The following is a 24489-nucleotide window of genomic DNA, read 5'->3' on the forward strand; positions in this document are numbered from 1 at the left end:
CGCCGCCCCTACCCGTCCCATCCTTCTGGGGGCTGCGCCCCCAGACCCCCGCTTGTCGGCCTGAACGGCCTCGTCCTCAAACGCCGGACGGGCTGAAATGCCTGGGCCTGGGCTGAAAGATCAAGCCCGGCCGGCACCACCCAGCCCGTCCGGCGATTGAGGACGAGCGCGTTCAGCGCGAAAAGGGGGTCTGGGGGCGCAGCCCCCAGGGGATGGGAACGGGTAGGGGCGGCGGGGGCGAAATCCTGCGTTTCGCCGGCCCCCTACGACCCGCTCGCGTTGGATCGCCCGAAGAACTCGATCTCCGCGATGGCCACCTGCTTCTCGGCGGACGCCGCATGCGCGGAACGGAGTACGAACCGCACCGCACTCACCGACCCGACACGAAACGCCCGGCTCTGCGGGCCCGCACCCTGGTCCAGCGTCAGGACACGCGTCGTCTTCGTCCCGTCAGCCATGGTGATCTCGGCATCGATCCGCTTCGGCAGCGCCGACTCGGTGATCGTCTCGGCCCGCGCCGAGACACCGGGAGTGATCATGACGTCCAGCAGCCGGGTCGGCTCGGTGAAGCGCACCTCGATCCACTCCCCCTCGCCCGACTGGGCGACCCCGGGCCCCCACCAGGTGTTGCTCCGCTTGTCGAAGAGCAGTTCGGGCTTGTGCCCCGGGTAGGAGCGCGAGGCGGTCACCTTGTCCGGGTCCACCGGCGCCCGCTTGGCGAAGTGGTCGCGTACGCCGTTCACCGCGTCGCCGACGTTCATGATCGCCACGATCACCAGGGTCAGCACCAGCGCCCCGACCACCCAGTTCAGGACGCGCCCGAAGCCCCGGCGCAGTCGCGGACGGTCCCCCGCCCACGGCGTCTCACCGTTGCGCAGGTCGAGCAGCCGGCGCCACCACGGCCGCCGCAGAGCGGGCTGGTCGGGGCCATGGCCCGACATGGGCATGGCGCAGCGCACGCAGAAGTGCCGGTCGGGCATGTTCGGGGTGGCGCACCAGGGGCACGGGAGGCCGCCCTGCACACCGGGATCCCGGCCCGGCGTACGAACCTGCGGCCGGTCGGCGACCGGGCGACCGGGCAGCACCGGCGCGACGGACGGCTCCGGGGCGGCCCGGGGTTCGGGGTCGGACACCGGCACGAGGAGGGACCTGACGCGGGCGGCGGTGTCGTCCGGGGAGTCCGGAGCGGGGGCGGGACCCCCAGCGGGCTCAGCAGGCACCGCAGGCACCGCAGGCACCGCAGGCTGAGGCAGGGTGTCGTCATCGGCACCCTCCGGAGCCTCCGCCCGCTCGTCCGCCCGTTCGTCCGGGCGCTCGTCCGGGCGTTCACCGATCCGCTGGTCCAACCGCTGATCCAGCCGCTCGTCCAGTCGCTCCAACCGTTCGCCCAGCCGCTCCAGCCGTTCGTCCGCCCCCTCCGGCTCTTCCTCCGTCCGGGTCGGCTCCCTACGAGGTGCCCCGGCGTCACCGGGCCTCGGGCTGAAGAACGTGTCCCGACCGGGTGCGGGGGCCGTGGACGCCCCGCTGCTCACCGGCCGGGGCTCCTCACGACGCGTTCCCGCCGTACCCGCCGTACCCACCGCGCCCGCGGACTCCCCCGCCGGCACGGCTACCGGATCGGCGGCGCCACCCCGGGGCGCGCTCTCCCGCTCCGACCAGCTCAGCACCGCCCCGCAGGCGTCGCAGAAGGACTGGCCGGGCTCCGCCCGTGTTCCGCATTCGGCGCAGCTCTGGCTGGTCATCTTTCCGGGGTCCTTTCGGCGGCGGTCACCTTGACCGTGTAGGGCATGTGGGCGGGTCGGGCCGCGGCCACGAGGCTGTCGAGCCGGTGTTCGTCCGCGGGTGTCGGGTCGGGCAGCCGCAGGGTGACCCGCAGATGGGGGCGGGGGTCGCCGGGGACGGGGCCGAGGGGGCGGGCGTGCCAGGTGGCGGCGCCGCTCTCGGTGATCTCCGGGGTCACGCCGAAGGCGAGCCGTACGGCCTCGGACAGGCCTCGTACGGTGCCGCGTATCCGGTGCAGATACGCGGCGGCGGCGACGGCCGCGCGCAGCCGGTCCTCCGGTTCGGTGCCGTCGATCTCGGCGCCGACCCAGCCGCCGAGCCAGGTGGTGAAGTCGAGCGGGGCCAGGGACGGCGTGAAGTAGGAGTCCATGCAGTCCAGGGCGTTGTGGATCGGAGCGATGACGTCGTCCAGGCCGCCGACGAAGCGTTGCGCCAGATCGTCGTCGGCGAAGACCGCCGGAAGCATCGCGCCGATGGGCGCGGAGGAGCCGAGTCCGTCGATGGAGCCTCTCAACGGGCCCTCCCCGAGCGCTGGTTGGCTGTGCTCATGCGCCGTCCCCGATCACTCGCACCCGGTGGTCGAAGGAGAACACCAGGGACGGCGGGGCGAGATCGATCCGGTTCGTCGCCTCGCCTCGCTTGCCGGTGAGCGGGTCGGCCGGGTGCAGCTGCACCTCGTCGACCAGCTCGACGCCGGGTACGCGCTGCAGGACCGCGAAGACCTCGCCGGACTGCACGGGACGTCCGAAGGGCCAGCCCTTGCCGTCGGTGCCGCCGGTGAGCGGGTCGAGGTGGCGGTAGAGGGCGTCGTGCGCCTGCCGCCGTACCCGGTCCGTGTCGACGCCCCGGAAGGCGTGCACCGTCGCGACCACTGTGACGCCCTGGTAGAAGGGCGGGCCGACCGCCAACCGCGTCCCGATCAGGCGTCGTTCGTCGAGGTGCCGGGTGATGCGCTGCAACAGGGCGTCACCGGGGACGAGTTGCTCGAAGCGCAGGCGTCCGCCGGGGTCGGGGACCGCCTGCGGCACCACCAACACCCTTACCGCATAAGCCCCGTGCTCGCCCTCCTCCCCTTCCAGGCAGGTGATGCGGGCGGTCTCGGGGGCGGCGCGTCGGGCCAGTTCCTCGTAGTCCCGGAGGGTGACCGCGCGTTCCTGGGCGCGCAGGGTGATCGGCGCCCGGACCTTCGCCTCCTCGACGGTCTCGCCGTCGACCCCACCCCGCGCGGCCTCCCGGTTGTTCACCTCGGAGACGTACGGGATCGAGCTGCGCAGCACCTGTACCGCGCCCCGGGCGACGTTGCCGGCCCTGCCCCCGCCGGTGCGGTAGCGGCGGGCGCGGAGCACCGCGCCCTTGGGCGGGACGGCTCCGTACTGGCGCAGGGTGCCGTCGGGTTCGCGGACGGCGGGGCCGAAGGCGATCTCGCCGGTCGCGGCGTCGAGGGTGAGATGGCGGTCGTCGGGGGCGGAGGCGGAGAAGTGCGGGACGACCTGCCAGTCCGTCCAGCCTTCCGGTCCTGCGGCGGACTGGAGGAGCAGGGGCGGGTCGTCGCCGACGACGGGCGCGTTGGCCAGGCGGAGGCGTTGGCCGGGCAGCCCTGTGGACTCGCCGAGGGCCTCGTCGTACACGGTGTCGGCGTGGATGGCGCGGGTGGTGCCGCCCATCGTGAAGGCCTCGGCGGACCGGATGGTCGGTGAAGTGGTGTAGAAGGGCTGGTTCTTGAGGGGTTCGGTGACCCGGCAGCGCAGCCAGCCGGCCTCCCGGCCGCCGGTACGGGAGAGGGTGTGGCCGCCGGGGATGTGCAGGATGACCTCGCCGGGGCGGTTGAGGCCGCCGGTGCCGTCCCGGTCGACCTCGCAGGCCACCCAGCCGTCCTCGGTCCATGCCTCCCACACCAGCGGCGGCTGGCGCGGGTCGACGCCGACGCCGTCGACACGGCTGTCGAGGTCGAGGGCGATCGCGCAGTGCGGTACGGCCGCGCTGAGCCCGAACAGCATGCAGTCACCGGGGCTCGGGGCCTCGGCGAAGCACAGCACGTCCTTGCCCTCGGTGAGGTCGGCGGTCCGGTCGGCGACGGGCACGCCTTGGTTCTGCACGACCAGGTGACCCAACTCGCAGGGCACGATGGCGAGTTCGTGTTCCGTGGCGAAGACGACGGCCTCCTCGCTCTCGGTGCGGAGCGTGGCCGCCTCGGTGCCGGACGGCAGCAGCACGGTCTCCTCCTGGGGCGCCGACAGCCAGAACGTCACGTCCGTGCGGGCCGCCGAGGGCGGGAAGAGGGTGATGCCCACGAGGTCGAGAAAGGCGAGGTGGTTCTTCTCCGGGACGCGGTTGAGGCGGTAGACGATCTGGTCCGCCATGTGCGCGACCGTCTCCACGAGGGTGACACCGGGGTCGGAGACGTTGTGGTCGGTCCACTCCGGGGCACGCTGCTGGATGTAACGCTTGGCGTCGTCGACGAACTGCTGGAAGCGGCGGTCGTCGAGGTTCGGGGAAGGCAGGGCCATCGGTGATCAGCGGTCGCTTTCAAAGGAGTTGCCCAGATCGCCGGAGCCACCGAAGCCACCGGGGCCACCTGAGTCACCGGACGCGTCGGGCTCCTCGTGGGAGGGGATGACGTAGAAGGGGAAGACAAGGCTGCGCGGGTTGTTGGTGCCCCGGATCGAGTAGCGGACGTCGATGAACAGCACGCCCTGTTCGGCACCGGCGGTGACCTCGACGTCGTCGACCTCGATGCGCGGCTCCCAGCGGTCGAGGCTGGAGTACACCTCGTGCTGGATCCGCCCGGCGGTGGCCTCGTTGACCGGCGCGAACACCAGGTCGTGGATGGCGCAGCCGAATTCGGGCCGCATCGGGCGTTCCCCGGGCGCGGTGGCGAGGACGAGCCGGATGGCCTCCTCGACCTCCCGCTCCCCGCTGACGAGGGCGATGCCCCCGGTGGGCCCGATGCGCAACGGGAACGCCCACCCGGAACCGACGAACTGCTCGGCCATTTCCGGCCCACCTGCCTCACTGAATCGGTCGGGGCCCTTACGGGATCGGATACGGCTTGTTGTTGACCATCACCAGGCCGTTGAGCATGAGGGAGACGGCCCGAATGCCCACGTTGGCAACGGAGTTGATCTGGACCGTGCCGGCCGTGCTGATGGTCGCGGCGCCGGCCGCCTTGAGGCTGAGGGCGCCGAGCGCGTCCACGTTGACCGCGCCGCCGAGCGACTTGAGACTGACGATGCCGCGGCCCTGGAGGTTGAGCATGCCGCCGCTCTTGATGTTGATGGCCCGGCGGGCGCTCAGCGTCAGATCGGTACCGGCATCCACGGACACCGAGGTACCGCCGCTGATGCTGACGGCTCCCTTGCTGTCCACGGTGATCTCGGTCTTGGTGCGGTCGAGATTGATGGTCAGCCGGTCGTTGCCACTGGCGATGCGCACGCCCTGCTTTCGGGCGCCGGTCTGCTGGCTGAGCAGGTCGACCCGGTTGCCCTCCCGGTCGGACAGGGTGTGCCGGATGGCCTTCTTCTTGAGCGGGTCGTGCAGCCACACGTCCTTGACGACGGTCGGCTTGTCCCGCCCGTTGTAGAGCCCGCCGACGACGAAGGGATGGTCAAGTGCCCCTCGGTCGAAGGCGACCAGCACCTCGTCCCCCACATCGAGCGGAAAGATCCCGCCGCCGCCCTTCCCGCCCAGCTGCACGACCCGCGTCCAGTCGCTCACGTACGCGTCGTCCAGCCACGGGAACTGGAGCTTCACCCGCCCTTGCTTCAAGGGGTCCTGTACGTCCGTGACCAGCGCGTTGGCCACGCCGGGCAGCCGGGGTGCGGTGGTCGCGGCGCCGCCGGAGGCGAGGCCGAACAGGGAGCGCCACTGGCGTCCGCTGACCGTCACCAGGGTCTCGTAGTGGTCGCCGTCGCCGAAGACGTGCCGTACGGAGGTGCAGGTGTACTTGCCCTCGAAGGGCTTGCCGACGTCGGCCAGGGTCACCGGAACCCCGGGGCGCAGTTTCGGGTTCCCCCGCACGGTGACCTCCAGCTCGGCGAAGGAGGAGGTGACGTCGTCGGCGAGGGCGCCGGCCGCGAACTTGACCTCGGACTGACGGTCGTAGGGCGTGTCCGTCTCGACGAGCACGCCCGCCTTGAAGGGCGCGGAGGCCTTCTTCGGGGTGGTGCCGATGCCGATGAGCGGGGTGGTGGCGGCGGGCGAGGTCGCGGTGAGCTTCTTCTTCGTCGTCACGTCCCACCCTCGCGCCTCGACCTTGGCGATCTGGTCGGCGGAGGTGACGGCGGCCCGGCAGCGCAGGACGTCCGTACCGGCCTCCAGCACGAACGGGCTCTTCTCACCCGGGGTGCTGACCGGCGGCGCGCCCGACGCGGGGTCGGGCGTAAGAAACTGGAACTTCCCTTTCTCGTCAAGGGACATGACCATCTCGTTCTCGTCGGCGAGCCGCGCGAGGAAGTCCCAGTCGGTGATGTTGGCCTGACTGATGAACTCGTAGACGGTCTTGGTGGCCTGGATCTTCCCGACCTGAACTCCCGCCGTGGCGACGACCTTTCGGGCGATGTCGGAGGCGGTCTGGTTGCGGTAGGCGGCCACTCTGCGCTGCCGCATCAGCCGGTGCCCGGGGTCGTAGCCACGGATCACGGTGAAGGTGCCGGTGCCGTCGTAGTCGGTCTCCATACCGGTGACCTCGCCCGTGATCAACGGGTCGGCGGCCCCCTTCCCGGCCGCAACGGGCGCCAGGACAACGGGAGTTCCGAAGTCGACGCCCAGCTTGCCGAGGACGAGGTGGTAGGGGTCGCGGAAGGTGAGCCGGAAGGCCCCGGGCACCCCGGCGCCGAGGTCGACCCACCCACCGACGAGGAGAGAGGCAAGATCGTCGGGCAGCTTGGCGCCCCCGATCTTGACGCTCATGAGGCTGGAGAAGGCGATCTGGACCATCAGGCACCCACCTCCTCGGCGGCCGGCAGGATCAGTTCGAGCCCGTTCGGCAGCCGGTTCGGGTCGTCGATGCCGTTCAGCTGGGCGATGGCCCGCCAGGCGCTCGCGTCCCCGTACTCCCGCCAGGCCAGCGACTGCAACGAATCGCCAGCAACGACCCGGTGCACGCGCTGCGCGGTGAGCGCGCCCGACGTCGGGTTCTGCCCCTTGGTCTGGCTGGGAATCTCGTGCAGATGCACCTGACAGGTGGCCCGGATGGGCACACCGGTAGTCCCGAAGAGGGTGTAGGTGGCGTCCACGGAACTGACGTACGCGGTGAACCGGGCGGTGGAGAACGACCCCCACTCGAAGACGACCCACGGCGTCGACGACTGATTCGCGGCGATGCTCTTCGCGGTCGTCTCACAGCAGGAGAACAGCGCCTCGACCTTCTTCAGGACGCTGTTGCTGCTCGGCTCGTCGGACGAGTCGAGGAAGATCTCGACGGTCATCTCGCGCGGCAACGGCCCCAGGAACTCGGGCAGCGAGCCGTCCCGGACGGCCGCGGTGGGAGTGGTCTTCCACTGGGCGCGCCGACTGAGCGACAGCTGGGAGGGGTTGAAGTCGAAGCTGAAGTTCTTGATGAGCCCGCCGGGTGTGGTGCTGTAGCCGATCGGCGGCTCGTGAATGGCCAACGTGGCCCGCACCAGGCTCTTCCCGGCACCGCCCTTGCCACCCTTGCTTCCCTTAGCCATGTTTCTCGCCGCCCTTCTCAGTCCGTGAAGCCGTGGTGGGTGATCTCCAGGACCTCCGTGGCCACGCTCGGGTTGGCGGGGTCCAGGGAGGGGCCCTGCCAGCTCACGGGCAGTACGTCGATCAGCCCCCAGCGCGCCACCTCCGAACCGTCGGCGCGCAGCGCGGCGATCTGGGCGGTGGGCCGGGTAACTCCCGTGGTCACACTGGAGATCCACGCGGCGACCTTGGAGGTGTCCGGCGTCAGCGGCCGGGTCAGCCGGATGTTCGAGAACGTCACCCGCGACGGAAGCGCCCACACGAACCCGTTGTTGCCGCCCTCCTGGTGATGCTCGATCTCCACCGCGGACGACAGGCCCTCGCACCCGTTGAAGTAACCGAGGCTCTCGCCGTCGATGGTGAGGGTGAAGAAGATCGTGGAGCCCGGGTCGGTATCGGTGGACATGGGGGCCTTTCAACGGGCTTGTCGTCGGAGGGAGTTGAGGGAGGTACGTGTCAGTCAGTGACGGGGGTCGCGCAGCTTCCCGATGCGCTCACGGTCGAGCCGCAGTTCGGTACGGACCTTGCGGGTGACCCTGTCGATCAGCCGGTGGGTGAGTTCGTCGAGCTGGTGATCGTCCAGGTCCTTCGCGTCGAAGGGGGGCGGGGACTTTGCCCCCGACTGGGTCTGGGACTGGGACTGGCTCTGGGACTGGGACTGGGACTGGGTTCGGGCTGTGGGTGGCGGGGGCGGTGGCGTCTTGGGGGTGTTCCGAGGTGCCGCCATGCGCTGGATGCGGACGGCTGCGGGTACGGGGGCCGGTGCGGGCGCGCTGCTGGTGCTCGGCGGGCGCGGCGGGGCCGGTGGGGTGGGGTGCGTGCGCTGTACAGGGGTACTGCCGCCGACGGTGCCGTGCGCGACCGGGGGCGGCGACAGGGACACGGGGGCGTGTCCGAGGGGGGCGGCTGCCGGGTGCCCGGAGGTGGGTGCAGTGGTGGGTGCAGGGCGCCTCAGGAGTACGGCCTTGGGAGCGACGGGGAGGGCCCGGGGGGTGCCCGTCTCAACGGGGGTGGCGGTCGGGTGCCCGGAGGTGGGTGCGGTGGTGGCTGCGGGGCGCCTCAGGGGTACGGCCTTGGGGGCGACGGGGAGGGCCTGCGGGGTTCCTGTCGCGACGGGGGATGGCACGGGGATCGTCGTGGTCAGGGGGTGGGCGGAGGAGAGGGCGCGCTGGATTCGAGGTGGGGCGGGGCGTACTGGGCGTACGGCGGCGGGGCGGGCGGGGGCTGCCGGGGGTGCTGGCGGTATGGGATGTGCGGGGGCTTCGTTCGGGGTGGGCATCGCGGCCAGCGCGGGTGCCTTGTTGGTGCCCGGTGCTTCAACCGGGTTGGCCGGTACGGGGGTCAAGGGTGCCGGAGATGTGGTGACGGCACGCTGGACGGGCGCTCCGGGCACGGGCATCGGAGCTGGCGCCGGTGCCTTGTTGGTGCCGGGTGCTTCAACTGCCTTGGCCGGTACGGGGATCGAGGGGGCCGGAGATGTGGTGACGGCACGCCGAATTGGCGCTCCGGGGGCGGGCATCGGGGCCGAGGTGGGTGCATTGTTGGCGCCGCGCGCTTCAACCGGCTTGGCCGGTACAGGGATCGAGGGCGCCGGAGGTGTAGTGACGGCACGCTGAACAGGTGCTCCGGGGGCGGGCATCGGGGCCGGTGTCAGTGTCCGTATCGGTATCGCGGGGGCGCCCGCGCTGGATCCGGGGATGCCGGGGGCCGTCGGTTGGACGCGCCTCGCCAAGGGGGTCGCGTCTGCGGGCGGTGCGGTGAGCGGTGCTCCCAGGGAGGTGCGGCGGCGGGGTGCGGGCGGTGCCGGGGTGGTGGACGTGGGCTGGGCCGCGCTCCGGGTCTCGGCAGCGGACGTTCGCTGGATGGGGGCGGCCAGTCCGGCCAGGGGCTTGGTCTGGGGGTGCGGTGCGGGGGTGGAGGTCGCCGCCGGGGGCGTCGGGACGGTGGGGTGCGGTGCCTGGGCCTGGGCCTGGGATGAAGCCGGGGGCGTGCTGCGGGTGGTGCCGGGCACGGCGACGCGCTGGGTGCTGGGTGCCGTGGGGTCTGTTGCCTGGGCTGCGGAAGTGCGCGCCGGGGAGGGCGAGTTGGCGGGTCGCGGGGTGCTGACAGCGGGCGCCTGCCGGACCGGGGTGCCGGACGCCGGGGTCGCCGGGGTCGCCGGGGACGTGATCGACAGCGGGGAGGCGGGGGTGGCGGTTCGCGTACCAACGTCGGCGGAGGGCGTCTGTCGAACCGGGGCGCCAGCTGCCGGGGGTGCGGGAGCGGTGACCGGGGTCGCGGAGGTGCTCGCCAACCCCGTCGAGGCGGCGGCTCGTTGCACAGGGGCCGAGTCAGATGCCAGCGAGGGCCCAACCGGTCCCGGACGTACGGCACTTGCACTCGACGACGGGACGACGACGGGACGTGCCGGCTCGATGCCCCGCGCGACGGCAGGAGTCGTTGACGGTCCCGCAGGGGCGGACCCGGGGCTTGTCGGCACGGCAACCGGGCGTACCGGAACGGCGGTTGGCCCCACTGGATCGGCAGCCCTCTGCACCGTGGCTGCGGAACGCCCCGCAGCAGTGGTCGCAGACCCCTGAGAAACGGAACTGGACCCGGAACCGGACGGCGCGGCAACGGGTCGTACCGGCACAGCAGTTGACCCCACCGGAGCAGCAGACCTCTGCACCGCAGCCGAAGCCCCGACCGACGCGGCACCCGAACCCGGGGAAGCCGCAGTCGGACGTACAGGAGAAGCGTCCGCCACCGTCGAGGTGACATCCGGCGTCACCGGAAGCGCGCCCGAGTCCACAGAGGTCGAGACGCCGGCCGAAGCCCCCGGGACGACAGCCCGAGGCACGGGAACGGCAACCGGGGCCTCCGGAGCACCAGCCCCCGTACCACCCCCGGAACTCCCCGTAGGCGCCCCCGCAGCCTGCTTCCTCGCCACCGGCAGGCTCCGCCGCTGCACCACCGGCGCACCGGAAACCCTGGTCAGCGGCACAGCACCGGCCACGGACGAGGACACGGCAGCGGAGGAGACTCCGGAACCGGCCGTACCCGCACCCGCAGAAGACCCACCACCGGCAACAGGCAGCACCCCCGCCGAGACGGGCACCACCCCGGCAGCCGCACGCCGCTGGACAACCGGCACAGCCCGCGCAACGGGCCGTTGCCCGGCAACCGGCACCTCCCCCACGGCGGCAGCCGAGCCCGCGCCGGAGGACGACGACCCACCCCCCGAACGCCCCACCACCGGCACGACCCGAGGCCCCGCCGCCCGAGCGACCACCCCCGGAAAACTCACCCGCTGAACGGAGGCAGCATCCGCCACCCCACCAGCCGTCTCCTCCTCCGGCATCGCCAACGGCAGTGACAGTGAAGGCAGTTCAAGCCCCGTCCCCGGACCGCGCGACTCGACGAGCGCCCCCTTCACCAGGCCGCTCGGCGCGTCGTCGAGGACCGCGTGGGAGAGGGTTCCGGTGAAGGAGGGGTTCTGCCAGGTCGTGAGCCGGGCGGCGAACCCCGCGTCGGCGACCCCCGGGCGGCCGACGGTGGTCGCGCGCTGGATCGGCGGCAGCGCGGACCACCCGGCCGACGGAACACGAGCCCCGGAACCGGACGAAACGCCCTCGGTCCCGACCTCGCTGCCGCCGTCAACTCCCCCATCAACTCCCGTATCAGGGAGAGAACTTGCGGCCCCCCGACGACGTGACCTCAACCGTCCGACGATGCCCACGCCTCACCCCTCGCCCGCGGCGCGCGTGACGAGGGCCGCGATCTGGTCCGTGTAACGGCGCCGGTCGCGGTGTTCGAGGTCGAGGATCTCGTCCATGCTCCAGTGGAAGTGGTAGGCGACGTACGCGATCTCCTCGTACAGCCGGTCGGTCGCGTACGTCACGATTCCCCCAGGCGGCTCCCGCCGAGTTCGACCTCGAAGGGCTGCTCGCAGTGCGGGCAGGTCACCCCGGCGCGGGTGTGTCCCTCGGCGTTGATCTGCCGGTAGAAGTCCTGGAGGAAGGCGAGGTCGGAGGCGAACATGTTCTCCACCACGCCGTCGTGGACGAGTGGCAGCGAGCCGAGCCGGGTGATGACCCGGCCGAGCAGGACCACCGACAGATACGCCGGGTTCTCCTGGACGCGCATGTCCCGCAGGGGGATCAGCTCGTCCCGGGCCGTGGCCAGCCGCATCACACCGTCGCGGTGCACCGTGCCGGCCTCGTCGACGTATCCGCGCGGCAGCTCGAACTCGAACTCGGTGCGCAGCCGTTGGGGGGTGGCGGCAGCGGCGAGCTGCTGCTCGGCCACCGGTGCCGCCTCCGCCCCGAGGGAGGCCGGACCGGGGTCGGCGAGCGCCGCCCCGGCCGGCCTGGGTGCCGTACGACGCATTACTCGATGACCAGTTCTTCGAACGTGATCGTGACCGTCTCCTGCAGCGCGGACGCCTCGCCGGCCTTCACCGTGCTGGTGTCGATCTTGCTGCACCAGGCGTTGCGCATGTTGTAACGCTTGACCGGGTTGTTCTGGTAGTCCATCACCATGATCGTGGCGTTCTTGCGGGCCGTGCCCATCTGACCGGCGACCGACTCGGTGATCCACTGGTTGAAGGCCGAGGACTGGGTCATACCGCGGACGACCGTGCAGGTGCCCGCCTTCTTCACGCCCGGCAGCTTCTTCGTGACGGGCTTGCCCTGGGCGGAGACCTGCTGGTACTCGATGACGTCCTGCTCGATGCTGAGGCCGCTGACCTCGGCGAGGTACTCGACCATCACGCCGTCGATCTGCAGGCCGAAATTGTGTGAGGTGAGGGCGTCACCCGGCTGGAGACTCATCTGGCTCTCTTAACTCTCTTGATTCTCGGTAGGTCTGGGGTACTTGACGATCACGGCAGTCACGCGCAAAGCCAGAGGGGAGGCCTACTCCTCCAACTCCCCGCTGCCGCCCGAGAACTGGGCCAGCCGGAAGATCACGAACTCGGCGGGCTTGACCGGCGCGATGCCGATCTCGCAGACGACCCGGCCGAGGTCGACCGACTCCGGCGGGTTGGTCTCCTCGTCGCACTTGACGTAGTACGCCTCCTCCGGCCGCTGGCCGAAGAGCGCGCCGCTGCGCCACTCGTTGACGAGGAACGCGGAGACGTTGCGCCGGATCCGGGCCCACAGCTGGTGGTCGTTGGGCTCGAAGACCACCCACTGGGTGCCGATCAGGATCGACTCCTCCAGGTAGTTGAAGTAGCGCCGCACGTTGAGGTAGCGCCACGCCGGGTCGGAGGACATCGTGCGGGCGCCCCAGACGCGGATGCCCCGGCCGGGGAAGGCGCGGATGCAGTTGACGCCGATGGGGTTGAGGAGGTCCTGCTCGCCCCGGGTGATCTGGATCTCCAGGTCCACGGCGCCGCGTACGACCTCGTTGGCGGGCGCCTTGTGCACACCGCGCTCGGAGTCGTTGCGGGCCCAGATGCCGGCGATGTGGCCGCTCGGCGGGATCATGCGGGCCTGGCCGGTGGCCGGGTCGAAGGCCTTGATCCAGGGGTAGTACAGGGCCGCGTACTTGGAGTCGTAGCCGGCCGTCTCCTGGCGCCAGACGCGGATCTGACGGGCGTTCAGACCGGGCGGCGGGTCGATGACGGCGACGCGGTCGCCCATCAGCTCGCAGTGGGCGATCAGACCGAGCTGTACGGCCTTCACCGCTTCCAGGTCGATCGCGCCGCGCTGGTAGGCCGCCATCAGGTCGGGCACCGCAACCATCGAGATCTCGTCGACGGCCTCCAGGCCGCCGAAGCCGGTGCGGTCGGCGGAGTCGCCGAGGTACTCAGCGGGGCCGGCGTGCGCGCCCTCGTCCTCGGCCGCCGCCGGGACGACCGGGGCGGGGGCGGCCGGGGCGGCGAGCGCCACGGTCTGGTTGTCGGGGCGGACGAGCTGCGCGGCGGGCGCCGACTCCTGCACGGTGATGAGCTTGGAGCGCTCCTTCACCTGTGTGACGACGTAGTTGCGGCCGCCCTTCTTGGCGGTCACGTCGAACGTCTCGACGGGCTTGTCGCCGTCCTTGACGATCAGCTTGAACCGCTCGGCGGGGCCCTCGCCCTCCGGGTCGGCGACCTCGACGCTCAACGAACCGCCTGCGATCGCGGTCACACTGAAGGTGCCGAGCTGCTTCGGCTCACCGGCCGGCAGCGCGGCCCGATCGGCCGCGCCCGCAAGGGACTTGGCGGGCGTGGAGCCGCCGGCCGACCCACCGGGCGCACCCCCGACGCGGACGACGTACGCGGCCGAGCCGCCGTTGTTGAAGAAGCCGTAGACGCTGTGGGCGAGGTAGTAGCCGTCGGTGAAGTCACCGAAGGCAGCGACATACTGCGTCCAGTTGGTCACCAGCGTCGGCTCGTTCAGCGGGCCGGTCGGCGCGAGTCCGACAAAGGCGGCGACCGAGGTGCCCACTCCCTCGATCGGACGCGAGCCGCTGGCCACCTCCTCGACGTATACGCCGGGCGACAGGTAGGACGGCATGCTCTGATCTCCTCGGGGTACGAGACAGGACGTCTGCCAGCTTCACGCGCGCGATCCGTCCACCGGAACGGCCTGCGGTACCTGTCACAGGGCAACTCCCTTGCCCACAAGGGCAGCTCGCACGCCCTTTGGCTCCCGGGCCCCGTGCACCCTGCCCCTACGTTTGCCCCTGCGACTCTCCCGCCGACCTGCCCACGCCGGTAAGGCTGGGAGATCCACCGGTCGTGGAGCGTCGGGGAGCGGGGAAGAGGAGCAGCGTGCGCGCACAGGACACGCGGGCCGGCGGTGGCGCCGGCCCCGAGAGGGCCCGACGGGCGGCCCCGCCAACTCCCGCGCACCTGTCGGCCGGGAACAGTCCGGTACACCTGTCGGCCGGGGGCTCCGCCGCCCAGCGGCTGCTGACGCTCCAGCGCCTGGCGGGCAACGCGGCCGTGGCGCGGGCCGTCGCCGAGGAACGCCACGAGCACGACGGCAGCTGCGGCCACGGGACGGACGTACAGCGCTCGCCCGATTCCGGGCGGGACGTCCAACGGTCCGCCGTGCACGAGGTGTTGCGCTCCGCGGGCCGTCCGCTGGACACGTCGCTGCGGGCCGAGATGGAGGGCCGGTACGGCGGGGAGGACTTCAGCGGGGTACGGGTGCACACCGACGCCGTGGCCCAGCGGTCGGCGGCGGAGATCGGGGCCAGGGCCTACACCTCCGGGTCCCATGTGGTGTGGGACGGCCAGGACAAGCACACCCTGGCCCATGAGTTGCAGCACGTGGTGCAGCAGAGCCGGGGTGCCGTCCCCGGCACGGACGACGGCTCCGGACTGCGTGTCTCCGACCCCGGGGACTGGGCGGAACGGCAGGCGGAGGACACCGCGCGGAAGGTGATGAGCGGGCCGGCTCCCGCTGTCCAGCGCTCGGCGACCGAATCGCGTACCGGCTCGGGCGCCGCCGCCTCGTCACCGGGGCTCGCGGTGCAGCGCAAGGGGCAGGAGAAGGTGGGCGGGCGGGTCACCACCGCGGAGCCCGCGCCGGAGCAGTCGGCCGGCGGGAAGCTCACCGCCTGGCTGAAGAAGGCGCCCCCGCCCGTCAACCCGGTGACGGCGCCGGTGCGGGCGCTCGTCGCGGAGTACGACAACTCCAGCCGCCGCGGCCCGGAGTGGTGCATGGGGAAGCTGGGGGAGATCCAGGTCCTGGCCCTGGAGCAGCGCGAAGAGGCGCGGCCCGTGGACACCGCTTACCTGGAGGACGTACTCGAGGCCGTCAGGGCAGAGTTGGCGGTCGTCGGCGGACAGGTCTCCCGCGACGCGGAAATGATCGGCGCCCCCGGCTTCCCCTACAAGGACATGACCGATCGCGGAACCCTGTGGAAGGACGCGCAGTTCCCGGAGTCGACGGTCAACTTCGCTACGGAGGGCTTCAGTTACGTCCGCGAGATGTCCGAACTGAATCGCGGGGACCTGTCGAAGGAGATCGGCGACCGGAGCCGGGCCTGGGTACGGGACGTATCGGCCAAGCTGGAGGCCCAGTTGCGGCAGTCCGTGGTCGCCCACTACTCCCCCAAGGCGCGGATCGACTCGATCACCAACTCCGACGACAGCCGTCTCAAGTCCAGGACCACGCTCGACAAGGAGCGGGCCGACCAGGGGCTGGAGCCGCTCAAGCAGCACAACACCATGAACGTCGACAAGCTGATGCTCGGCAACGACGGCTTCGTCTTCTTCTACATCGAGCATCCGGGGACCACGGGCCGCAAGTCCCGCTTCGCCGAGGGGCAGGAGGGCGAGGGCAAGGACGAGGCCCGGATCGAGCTGGGTCTGGAGGAGTCCGGGCTGCTGAGCCGGGGCTGGATCATGCTGAGCGACTTCGTCCAGCGCGACTACCCCCAGCTGGTCGCGGACCCGGGGACGCCACATCTGCCCGTCAGCGCCAAATCGAAGGACGCCACCAACAAGCACGTGCCGGTGCGCGCGTTCGAGAAGGCCCAGCCGAGCGACGACGAGTTCATGAACTCGGTGGAGGCCTTCCAGGGCATCCACGACACCGAGTCACGGCAGGCGCACCAGCTGGCCCGGCGGCTCGCGGTCACGGACTCGGCCAACCAGATGGTCTACGGCCCGGCGAAGATCGTGAAGCACCCCGAACTCCTCCACAAGAACATCCTCGCGGGCGCCGACATCATCCCCGGTCTGGTGGACCGGGCGGTGGTCGAGATCATGCGCTTCGAGGTGTCCAACCCGCCCCTGGCGACCCGTATGAAGGGCATGGACGGTGCCGACCTCATGGACTTCCTCTTCCATGCCCTGCTGCGGCCCCAGGCGATGATCCCCAACACGGTCGACCTCTCGGCGGCAAAGATCACCTACACAACCGGGACGTGAACAACCCAGTGAGCCTTTGGACTTCCCTGGAGCCCTCCTCCGCGACCGTCGACCCCGGCGGCAGTACGACCGTCCGGCTGCGCCTGCGCAACACCGGCGACGTCGTCGACGAGTACCGCTTCGAACCGGTGGGCGACATCGCCCCCTGGACGAGGGTGGAGCCGCAGACGCTCCGCCTCTTCCCCGGTACGACGGGCACGGTGGACCTCACCTTCGCCCCGCCCCGCACCCCGGACGCGACGGCGGGCCCCAACCCGTACGCGATCCGGATCACCCCCACCGAACACCCGGAGGCGACGACCGTCCCCGAGGGCAACCTGACGATCACCCCCTTCACGGAGGTACGGGCCGAACTCGTCCCGCCCACGGTCAAGGGCCGCTTCCGGGGCCGCCCCAAGCTGGCCGTCGACAACCTGGGCAACACCAAGCTCACCGCTTCGATCAGCGGCAGCGACAACGGCGACAACCTCTCGTACGACATCCACCCGGGCAGCGTCCAAGTCGAGCCGGGGCGCGCGGTGTTCGTCGACGCACGCCTCAAGCCCCGCCAGATCATCTGGTTCGGCAGCAAGGAAGACCGACCGTACAAGCTCGCCGTACAACGCTCCGGAGCCGTCCCCATCGACGTCGACGGAACGTACGTACAACGCGGCTTCCTCCCCCGCTGGTTGGCCACCTTCCTCGGCGTCTTCCTCGCGCTCGCCATCACCTTCGTGATGCTCTGGATCTCCTACAAACCCCAATTCACCACCAGAGCAACAGAGTTGACGGAAGCGGGCTCCGCCAACACACTCCCGCCGCCGAGTCCCACGGCCGTGGCCACGGCGCCGCCCGTGGCGCCCAGCCAGGAGGCCGCCCAGAACCCCGTCGTGAGCGCGCCCCCGCAGGCGTCGGAGACCCCGGCCGCCGGGGGCGGGAGCGGCGACGGCGGGGGCGGGGGCGGTGACGCGCCGAAGGAGACGAAGGCGCCGGAGGTGACCGCCGCCACGGCGGTGACGCAGCTGGCCGCGCGCAGTGCGGGCCGGCACATCTGCTACCGCGCGTATGTCGCCGACCAGGGCTGGCAGGAGCCGGTGTGCGACGGCGCCGAGGCCGGCACCACGGGCAAGGACCTGCCGATCAAGGCCCTCAACATCGCCGTGTCCGGCACCAAGGGGACGGCCGGCAGCGGTGCCTGGCAGTACAAGAACTGGGAGGGCACCAAGTGGACGAAGGCGGTTGACGGGATCGACAACTACATCGGCAGCACCAAGGAGGCGGACGAGCCGCTGCAGGGCTTCACCATCCAGGTCTTCGACGGCAGCGTCTGCGGCAACCCCCATGTGCAGGACGGTGGTTGGCTGGGTGTGGTGTGCACCGACCCCGGCGGCTGGAAGTACCTCGGGAGCAACATGGAGCAGCACAAGCAGCTGGAGGCGGTCCGCTTCACCGTGTGAGCCGGGCCGTGCCTCTCAGGGGCACGGCGGGGAGTCATCTGGGTCTCGTCAGGGGGTCATTCGGGCAGCGATCGTGCCCGAAGGCTTCCTGACGTCCTGGTGGCCGGGATCCTAGGCTCGGTGGGTGATGCTGTGGACCTCTCTCGAACCCGCCTCCGCGACCGTGGACCCGGGTGACCGCACCACGGTGCGCTTACGCCTGCGCAACACCGGTGACGTCGTCGACGAATACCGCTTCGAACCGGTGGGTGACATCGCCCCCTGGACGACGGTCGAACCACAGACGCTACGGCTGTATCCGGGGACGACGGGCACGGTCGACCTGACCTTCGCCCCGCCCCGCACCCCGGACGCGACGGCGGGCCCGAACCCGTACGCCGTCCGCATCACGCCCACCACGAACCCGGAGGCGACGACCGTCCCCGAGGGCAACCTCACGATCACGCCGTTCAGCGAGGTACGGGCCGAACTCGTCCCGCCGACCGTGAAGGGCCGTTTCCGGGGCCGCCCGAAGCTGGCCGTCGACAACCTGGGCAACACCAAGCTCACCGCTTCGATCAGCGGCAGCGACAACGGCGACAACTTGTCGTACGACATCCATCCCGGCAGCGTCCAAGTCGAGCCGGGGCGCGCGGTGTTCGTCGACGCACGCCTTAAGCCCCGCCAGATCATCTGGTTCGGCGGCAAGGAGGACCGCCCGTACAAGCTGGCCGTGCAACGCTCCGGAGCCGTACCGATCGAGGTCGACGGGACGTACGTACAACGCGGCTTCCTGCCCCGCTGGTTGGCCACCTTCCTCGGTGTCGCCGTCGCCCTCTCGATCACCTTCGTGATGCTCTGGATCTCCTACAAGCCCCAGGTCTCCACCAGGGCTACGGAGTTGACGGAGACCGGCTCCGCCAACACGCTCCCGCCGCCCAGTGCCAGTGCGTCCGCTCCGGTCGCGCCGTCGGTGCAGTCGACCGTGTCGGCCGCGCCGCTGCCCGAGGTGGCGGTGCCCGGGCAGGGGCAAGGCCAGGAGCAGGGATCGGGGAGCGGAGGTGGGAGCGGCTCCGGGTCGGGCTCCGGATCCGGGTCGTCGGGGTCGGGCACGAGCACGAAGCCGGACACCCAGGCAACTCCGAAGGAGACGGCCGCCGTTGTCGTGGGGTCCCTGATCATCGGCCAGGCCTCGAACCGCTGTGTCGACGTCACCGACGCGCAGAACGGCAAGGGCAAGGACGGCACCGGACTTCAGCTGTGGGAGTGCGCGAGCACGGCCAACCAGAAGTGGGACTTCCGGTCCGACGGTACGGTCCGCTCGCTCGGCATGTGCATGGACGTGGCGTTCGGTTCGCGGGACGACGGGGCGGCGATCCAGCTCGCGCGGTGCAGCGGCAACCCGGCCCAGCAGTTCGTGCTGAGCACGGCGGGCGACCTGGTGAATCCGCAGGCCGACAAGTGCGTGGACGCCAAGGACCAGGGCACCGCCGACGGGACCAAGCTCCAGCTGTGGACGTGCACGGGCACGCCGAACCAGAAGTGGCGGGTGGAGTAGGGGGCAGTTGGGCCCTTGGCCCTTTTTTGGGGCGGGTGAAGGGGCTGTCCGGAGCCGGAGCTACCAGGACCCCTCGCCCGGCACGAGCCGCCCCGCCTTCCGGTACTCCCGTTCCGCGCCCTCCACCAGGTCCGCCGTCGTGACCGGTTCACCGCGTCCGGCGGCGGAGTAGGCGGCCGTGACGACCGCGCTGCGGATCGAGCCGCCGGCCAGTTCGAAGGCGCCGGCGACCCGCGCCGGGTCGGTGCCGGGGGCGCAGGGCACCCGGGCGAGGCTGTGCCGCCACAGGGCGAGGCGCTGGCCGGGGTCCGGGAAGGGGAAGTCGACGACGAGGTCGAGGCGGCGGGTGAACGCCTCGTCGATGTTGGCGCGCAGGTTGGTGGTGAGCAGCGCGATCCCGTCGAAGGACTCCAGCCGCTGGAGCAGATACGCGCTCTCCATGTTGGCGTACTTGTCGTGCGCGTCCTTGACCTCGGAACGCTTCCCGAAGACGGCGTCGGCCTCGTCGAAGAGGAGCACGGCGTCGGTACGGTCGGCCTCGGTGAAGATCCGTTCCAGGTTCTTCTCGGTCTCGCCGACGTACTTGTCGACGATCGACGACAGCTGAACCACATAGAGATCCAGCCCCAGTTCGGCGGCGACGACCTCGGCGGACAGCGTCTTCCCTGTCCCGGACTCCCCCGCGAACAGCCCGAGCACACCCCGGCCCCGCCCGCCGCCCGCGCTGAGCCGCCAGTCGCCCAGAACCTGGTCGCGATGGCGGGCTCTCAGGGCGAGTTCGTGAAGCTGGGCGAGGGGTTTGCCGGGGAGGACGAGATCCTCCCAGCCGACCTCGGGCCGGATACGCCGGGCATGCCGCTCAAGCCCGGACGCCGACTGCTGCCGAGCGGCCAGCCGCAGATGCGCGGCACTGAGCGGGGTCCCGTCGAAACCGGCGAGACGCTGCGCGGCGCGGGCGGCCCTCGCGATGTGGTCGACACCGAGACGGTAGGGGGCGACGGTGGCCGCCAGGTCGAAGCCCAGGTTCGGGGTGGTGGGGCTCAGGTGATCAGGGTTCGGGGCGGCGGGATCCGAGGGGCCGGAGTCCGGGGCAGCAGGACCCGAGGCATCGGGGCTCGGAGCATCGGGGCTCGGCCCGGCAGGGCTCCGGGCACTCGGGCCCAGGTCGCCAACACCCGAGGCGTCCGAGTTCAGGGCAGCGGGATCCGGGCCCCGGCGCAGTGCGTCCCCCCACGTGTTCACCTGCCCGGCGCGCTGCCTCGGCGCCTCCAGGACCAGCGGGTCGTCCTCGGACCACTGGGGGTCGTACGGGCGGGAGCCGGTGAGGAGTACGGGTACGTCCGACACGTCCGGACCGGTCAACGCCCGTACGAGAGCTGCGGGTTGGTCCGACAGGGGTGACACGACGACGACCCGCTCGCTGAGCCGGGCCTCGCGGAGGAGGTCGGGGATGAGTTCGTCGGGGCCGGAGAAGTGCAGCGCGTCGAGTCCGGCGGTGCGCAGGGCCGCCGTGACACACGCCAGGCCGTCGCCCTCGCGGTGCTCGCGCAGGTAGACCGTGGGCGGCGGGGCGGGGGACGCCTTCGCGGTCAGCAGTTCGGCCAGCTTGTCCGTGAAGTCGGTCGCGTACGAGGCGTTCGGGGCGAGGGGGCGTACGTGGCCGGTGAGGGCCGCGTCCAGGGTGTCGTCGCCGAGGAGATGGGCGGCGACCCGGTCGGGGACGCGCAACGAGCGGCTGGGGAAGGGGCGTTCGGGTTCCTCGACGACCAGGAGGCCGAGGGCGGTCAGGGGTGCCGAGGGGTGGAAGCGGGCCCTGGCCGCCGGTTCGTGCACGGGGAGTCCGCACAGGTCGAGGGCGAGCCCGGTGGTGGCCCGGCGGCGGCCCACGTCGTCGTTGAGATAGCCGTACAGGGGCTCGAAGGAACGGTCGAGTTCGGGAGCGAGGGCGGCGAGGAGGATGTGGACGTCCAAGGCGACGAGGCCGAGGCGGGAGGCGAGACGTGCGAGTGGGTCGTCGCCGTCGACGGTGGGCAGAGCCCCGGGTGCCTGAGTGGCGGGCCGCCCGAGCAGGTGCCGTATCGCCTCCTCCGACAGATACAGCCCGCGCAGCGGATCACCGGCCGTCGGGTCGTCGGCACTGCGCCGCTCGACCAACTGGGCGGCCTGGGCGCGCAGTTGGGAGAGGCGGGCGAGCAGCCCGGTGGCGGGTACGAGAGTGGGGGCGCCGACCGTCACGGAGTACGGGTCTCCGCCCGCCCGGTGCGCGCCTTCTCCAAGTGCCGTGGCTGATGGGTGCGTTCGGGCGAGTCCTCCAGGGAGCCGTCGATCGCGCGGACGCGGACGGCGGCGCCCTCCGTGACCGGGGGCCCTGCGTCGTACTCGGGGAAGCCCGGGAAGGGGGCCGTGACCACGAGGTCGAGGGACGGCTTGAGTTCGCCGCCGAGAGCGGACCAGATCTCGGCCAGGGACCGGGACTCAGTCTGGGTCCCGGACACGGTGAGCGGCACGGACAGGCCCAACTCGCCGAGCGCGCCTGGCAGTTCGCTGGCCGGGAGCAGCTCGCGGGGCAGCAGGTTGGTCAACACGGCGGACAGCAGCCGGTGTTCGTCCTGGGGCTGCTTGGTCCAGGCGGTGACGAGGTACGACAGCCGGAACCAGCGGGGCGGTTGACGGCGCCGGACGATCACGTCGCGTTCGTCTCGGACGGAGACGGTGCCGCGCTGTCGGCGGGCGACGTCCTCGCGGATGTCGTACAAGTAGGCGTTGATCGCGGGGCCGTTGCGCCGGGCGGCCCAGTCACGGGTCGGGGCGTCGAAGAAGACGTCGATGCCGGATCCGGCCAGGGCACCACCGCCGAGCAGCCCCTTGAGGACCTCGTCCACCTCGTGGATCACTGTCGCGCTCCCGCCGCCCTGCCCGTCGTACCCCCGTGTGCCGTACCCCCGCGTGCCGCACATGTCTCAAAGTCATCGTGCCGTCCGGGGCGACCGTCCGTGCAGGCACGCAAGGGACGTACGACGGGCATGAGTTGGTGTCCGCGCGCCGTGTTCGATTGCCCGTTCGGTCAGATGTAGCCTTCGCGCAGGGCATAGGCCACGGCGTGCGCCCGGTTGCGCAGATGCAGCCGGGTGGTGAGTCCATGCATCACGTTCTTGACCGTGCGCTCGGAGTAGGACAGCTTGCTGGCGATCTCTCCGGTGTCGAGTCCCTCGGCGACGAGGCGCAGGACATCGACCTCGCGCGGCGCGAGGCCCGAGGTGGGGGCACCGGGCTGGCCGGCCGCCGAGCGATGCAGTGTGCCCACCTGGCTGATGAGCCGGCCGAGCAGGTCGGAGGGCAGATCGCCGTCACCTCGGGCAGCGGCGAGCACGGCCTGCGCCAGCCGGTGTCCGGTGGCCTCGTGGCGCCAGACGATGGCTCCGACGCCGCACTCGATGACGTCCAGGAGTTCGTTCTCGCGCAGCATGCCCACCACGAGAACGGCCTTGGCCCCCTCGCTGCGGACGAGCCGGCGCAGCCGCGACAGCGTTGTCTCGTCGAGGCTCTCGCTGACCAGCAGGGCGACGATGCCGGGTCCGGTGTCGGACTCGTCGCGGAGGTCGACGACCGGGTGCTGCCGCAGCTGGCTGACCGCGCCGGCGCGGGAGATCGGGTCGGACGCGTGCACCGCGACGGGTACGCGACGCCCGGGTTCGGCGGGTCCGGTACCGGCGGCCCTCGTGACGGGTCCCGTTCCGGCGGCCCTTGTACCGGCCCCGGTGCCGGGGCCCGTGGTGCGGAGTGTGGTGCGCAAGAACTGCCCCCAGGGTCAGGTGCCGCCACCTGTGAGCGGTCGGTGGCAGACGTGCACAGCCAACACTTCTGTTGCACATGGGGCGCGCACAATCGTGGACCACCACGAGACACACCACGAGATCGGCCGGCGCTTCAACCTTTTCGGCCGGTCAGGCCTTCTAGACCAAGAGAAGCAAGAGAAGCAAGAAAGCCGAGAGACCCGAAAGAACCGAGAGAACCGAGAGACCCGAGAACCTCAAGAAACCGGCCAGTTCCCACCCGCGACAGGACTACCCACGACAGGAGGCAGGCATGCAGCCCTCATCCGCACCCTTCTCACCGCTCTCATCGCTCTCACCGCTTTCACCGCTTTCACCGCTCTCCTCGCTGTATGAGCGCCGGGAGGCCCTGGCACTGGTGGCCGACGAGGCCGCCCGCGCCCGTGCCGGATCGGGCCGCCTGGTCCTGCTGCGCGGAGCCACCGGCACCGGCCGCACCGCACTCCTGGAGGCCGCCACCGAGCACGCGGAGACGCACGGCATGCGCGTCCTGCGCGTCCGCTGCTCCCCGCAGGGCAGCACGACCGGCGCCGACCTCCCGGTCGTAGAACAACTGCTGTCCCCCATACAGGAGTTGTGCGAGCCGGCCCCCGCGGCCGAAGAACCGCAGCCGGCCGCCGCCCGGCTGTGGCGGATGCTGCGCGCGTACGCGGCCGAGGGCCCGGTGCTGGTCGCCGTGGACGACGTACACCTAGCGGACGAGAACTCGCGGTGCTGGCTGATCGAGGCGGCGCGCAGGGTGGACCGATTACCGGTACTGCTGCTGGTGACGGAGCGCAGCCAGTACGACGTGGACCCGCCGTCCGCCGGCCTGGTCCACACCCTCTCCCCCGCCCTCGTACGCACCCACACCCTCGCCCCGCTGAGCCTGGACGCGGCGACGGACCTGGTGCGTTCGGCGGTCGGTGACGTGCCGAAGAAGTGGGTGGCGGACTACGTACGGGCGAGCGCGGGCAACCCGCTGCTCCTGCGTGCCCTCCTGGAGGACGTGAGCGCCGCCGCCGCGCCGGCCGCGCTCCCGGAGACGTGCGCGGCGCTGTATCCGGGGGCGTTCCCGGCGGCGGTGTCCTGGTGGCTGGAGTGCGCCGGAGCGGCGACGGCCGAGACGGCACGGGTGCTCGCCGCGCTGGACGAGCTGGACGAGCTGCCGGAGGGCGCCGACGTCGACCTGTTCACCGAGACCGTGGAGACCCTCGGAGCCGACCCGGCCCGGGTACGGGGCTGGCTCACCGCCATGCCCCGGCTCGGCATGCTGCGCTGCGGCGACGAGGGCCTGCCCCGCTACCCCCACCCGCTGCTGCGGGACGCGGTGCTCGCCGGCTGGTGCGCCGCCGACCGGCAGGC

General features: G+C 71.3%; 20 protein-coding genes. 5 read left to right on the forward strand and 15 right to left on the reverse strand.

What is annotated here, in order from left to right:
* Positions 1-263 precede the first annotated feature (263 nt).
* Genes ACWCRB_RS39000 through ACWCRB_RS39035 form a run of 8 tightly spaced genes read right to left on the reverse strand, consistent with a single transcriptional unit; the run spans position 264 to position 8614 of the window.
* Entirely contained in the window at positions 264-1742 is a 1479-nt protein-coding gene (locus tag ACWCRB_RS39000) for an NADase-type glycan-binding domain-containing protein (protein ID WP_451000589.1), read from the reverse strand.
* Positions 1739-2296, reverse strand: coding sequence for a phage tail protein (locus tag ACWCRB_RS39005; RefSeq protein ID WP_235479588.1), 558 nt, complete (start codon positions 2294-2296; stop codon positions 1739-1741). Before ACWCRB_RS39005 ends, ACWCRB_RS39000 begins: the two co-directional genes overlap by 4 nt.
* Positions 2297-2327: 31 nt before the next feature.
* Positions 2328-4289, reverse strand: coding sequence for a putative baseplate assembly protein (locus ACWCRB_RS39010; protein ID WP_451000590.1), 1962 nt, complete (start codon positions 4287-4289; stop codon positions 2328-2330).
* Positions 4290-4295: 6 nt separating this feature from the next.
* On the reverse strand, positions 4296-4775 hold the full coding sequence (locus tag ACWCRB_RS39015; RefSeq protein WP_451000591.1) for a GPW/gp25 family protein: 480 nt from the start codon (positions 4773-4775) through the stop codon (positions 4296-4298).
* A 37-nt stretch (positions 4776-4812) separates the two neighbouring features.
* The gene (locus tag ACWCRB_RS39020) at positions 4813-6717 is read right to left on the reverse strand and encodes a VgrG-related protein (protein ID WP_451000592.1); all 1905 of its coding nucleotides are present in this window, start codon (positions 6715-6717) and stop codon (positions 4813-4815) included.
* The gene (locus tag ACWCRB_RS39025; protein WP_235479584.1) at positions 6717-7451 is read right to left on the reverse strand and encodes a CIS tube protein; all 735 of its coding nucleotides are present in this window, start codon (positions 7449-7451) and stop codon (positions 6717-6719) included. Before ACWCRB_RS39025 ends, ACWCRB_RS39020 begins: the two co-directional genes overlap by 1 nt.
* A gap of 17 nt (positions 7452-7468) precedes the next feature.
* Positions 7469-7894: a phage tail protein gene (locus tag ACWCRB_RS39030; protein ID WP_235479583.1), complete on the reverse strand. Its 426-nt coding sequence runs from the start codon at positions 7892-7894 to the stop codon at positions 7469-7471.
* Between the two features lie 54 nt (positions 7895-7948).
* On the reverse strand, positions 7949-8614 hold the full coding sequence (locus ACWCRB_RS39035; RefSeq protein ID WP_451000593.1) for an extensin: 666 nt from the start codon (positions 8612-8614) through the stop codon (positions 7949-7951).
* A 1627-nt stretch (positions 8615-10241) separates the two neighbouring features.
* On the opposite strand from ACWCRB_RS39035, the gene ACWCRB_RS39040 reads away from it, so the two are divergent.
* Positions 10242-10781: a hypothetical protein gene (locus ACWCRB_RS39040; RefSeq protein WP_451000594.1), complete on the forward strand. Its 540-nt coding sequence runs from the start codon at positions 10242-10244 to the stop codon at positions 10779-10781.
* A gap of 428 nt (positions 10782-11209) precedes the next feature.
* Here ACWCRB_RS39040 and ACWCRB_RS39045 read toward each other — a convergent pair whose 3' ends face one another.
* From ACWCRB_RS39045 to ACWCRB_RS39060, 4 genes are all read right to left on the reverse strand, one after another.
* Complete coding sequence (locus ACWCRB_RS39045) at positions 11210-11368, reverse strand: DUF6760 family protein (RefSeq protein WP_235479579.1); 159 nt, start codon at positions 11366-11368, stop codon at positions 11210-11212.
* A complete protein-coding gene (locus ACWCRB_RS39050) occupies positions 11365-11856 on the reverse strand; it encodes a hypothetical protein (RefSeq protein WP_451000595.1) in 492 nt (163 codons plus the stop codon). The genes ACWCRB_RS39045 and ACWCRB_RS39050 overlap by 4 nt, the downstream gene beginning before the upstream one ends.
* The gene (locus ACWCRB_RS39055; RefSeq protein WP_235479577.1) at positions 11856-12299 is read right to left on the reverse strand and encodes a phage tail protein; all 444 of its coding nucleotides are present in this window, start codon (positions 12297-12299) and stop codon (positions 11856-11858) included. Before ACWCRB_RS39055 ends, ACWCRB_RS39050 begins: the two co-directional genes overlap by 1 nt.
* An 84-nt stretch (positions 12300-12383) precedes the next feature.
* Positions 12384-13970: a phage tail sheath subtilisin-like domain-containing protein gene (locus tag ACWCRB_RS39060; protein ID WP_451000596.1), complete on the reverse strand. Its 1587-nt coding sequence runs from the start codon at positions 13968-13970 to the stop codon at positions 12384-12386.
* Positions 13971-14227: 257 nt separating this feature from the next.
* On the opposite strand from ACWCRB_RS39060, the gene ACWCRB_RS39065 reads away from it, so the two are divergent.
* The 3 genes from ACWCRB_RS39065 (at position 14228) to ACWCRB_RS39075 (ending at position 19312) form a co-directional block, all read left to right on the forward strand.
* A complete protein-coding gene (locus ACWCRB_RS39065; RefSeq protein ID WP_451000597.1) occupies positions 14228-16339 on the forward strand; it encodes an eCIS core domain-containing protein in 2112 nt (703 codons plus the stop codon).
* An 8-nt stretch (positions 16340-16347) separates the two neighbouring features.
* Positions 16348-17775: a hydrolase gene (locus tag ACWCRB_RS39070; RefSeq protein WP_451000602.1), complete on the forward strand. Its 1428-nt coding sequence runs from the start codon at positions 16348-16350 to the stop codon at positions 17773-17775.
* 124 nt (positions 17776-17899) lie between these two features.
* Positions 17900-19312, forward strand: coding sequence for a ricin-type beta-trefoil lectin domain protein (locus ACWCRB_RS39075; RefSeq protein WP_451000598.1), 1413 nt, complete (start codon positions 17900-17902; stop codon positions 19310-19312).
* Between the two features lie 60 nt (positions 19313-19372).
* On the opposite strand, the gene ACWCRB_RS39080 is transcribed toward ACWCRB_RS39075, so the two are convergent.
* From ACWCRB_RS39080 to ACWCRB_RS39090, 3 genes are all read right to left on the reverse strand, one after another.
* Positions 19373-21547 (reverse strand): ATP-binding protein, encoded by a 2175-nt coding sequence (locus tag ACWCRB_RS39080; RefSeq protein ID WP_451000599.1) that lies wholly within the window; start codon positions 21545-21547, stop codon positions 19373-19375.
* Positions 21544-22206, reverse strand: a complete 663-nt coding sequence (locus tag ACWCRB_RS39085; RefSeq protein WP_451000603.1) for a DUF4255 domain-containing protein — start codon at positions 22204-22206, stop codon at positions 21544-21546. Before ACWCRB_RS39085 ends, ACWCRB_RS39080 begins: the two co-directional genes overlap by 4 nt.
* A gap of 170 nt (positions 22207-22376) precedes the next feature.
* Positions 22377-23105 carry a helix-turn-helix transcriptional regulator gene (locus tag ACWCRB_RS39090; protein WP_451000600.1) on the reverse strand — a complete coding sequence of 243 codons (729 nt, stop codon included), beginning with the start codon at positions 23103-23105 and terminating at the stop codon, positions 22377-22379.
* Between the two features lie 293 nt (positions 23106-23398).
* Between ACWCRB_RS39090 and ACWCRB_RS39095 the strand changes: the two genes are divergently transcribed.
* Positions 23399-24489: ATP-binding protein (locus ACWCRB_RS39095; RefSeq protein ID WP_451000601.1), on the forward strand; the 1091-nt coding region annotated here is incomplete at its 3' end.

It is taken from the genome of Streptomyces sp. NPDC002156, assembly GCF_053593675.1.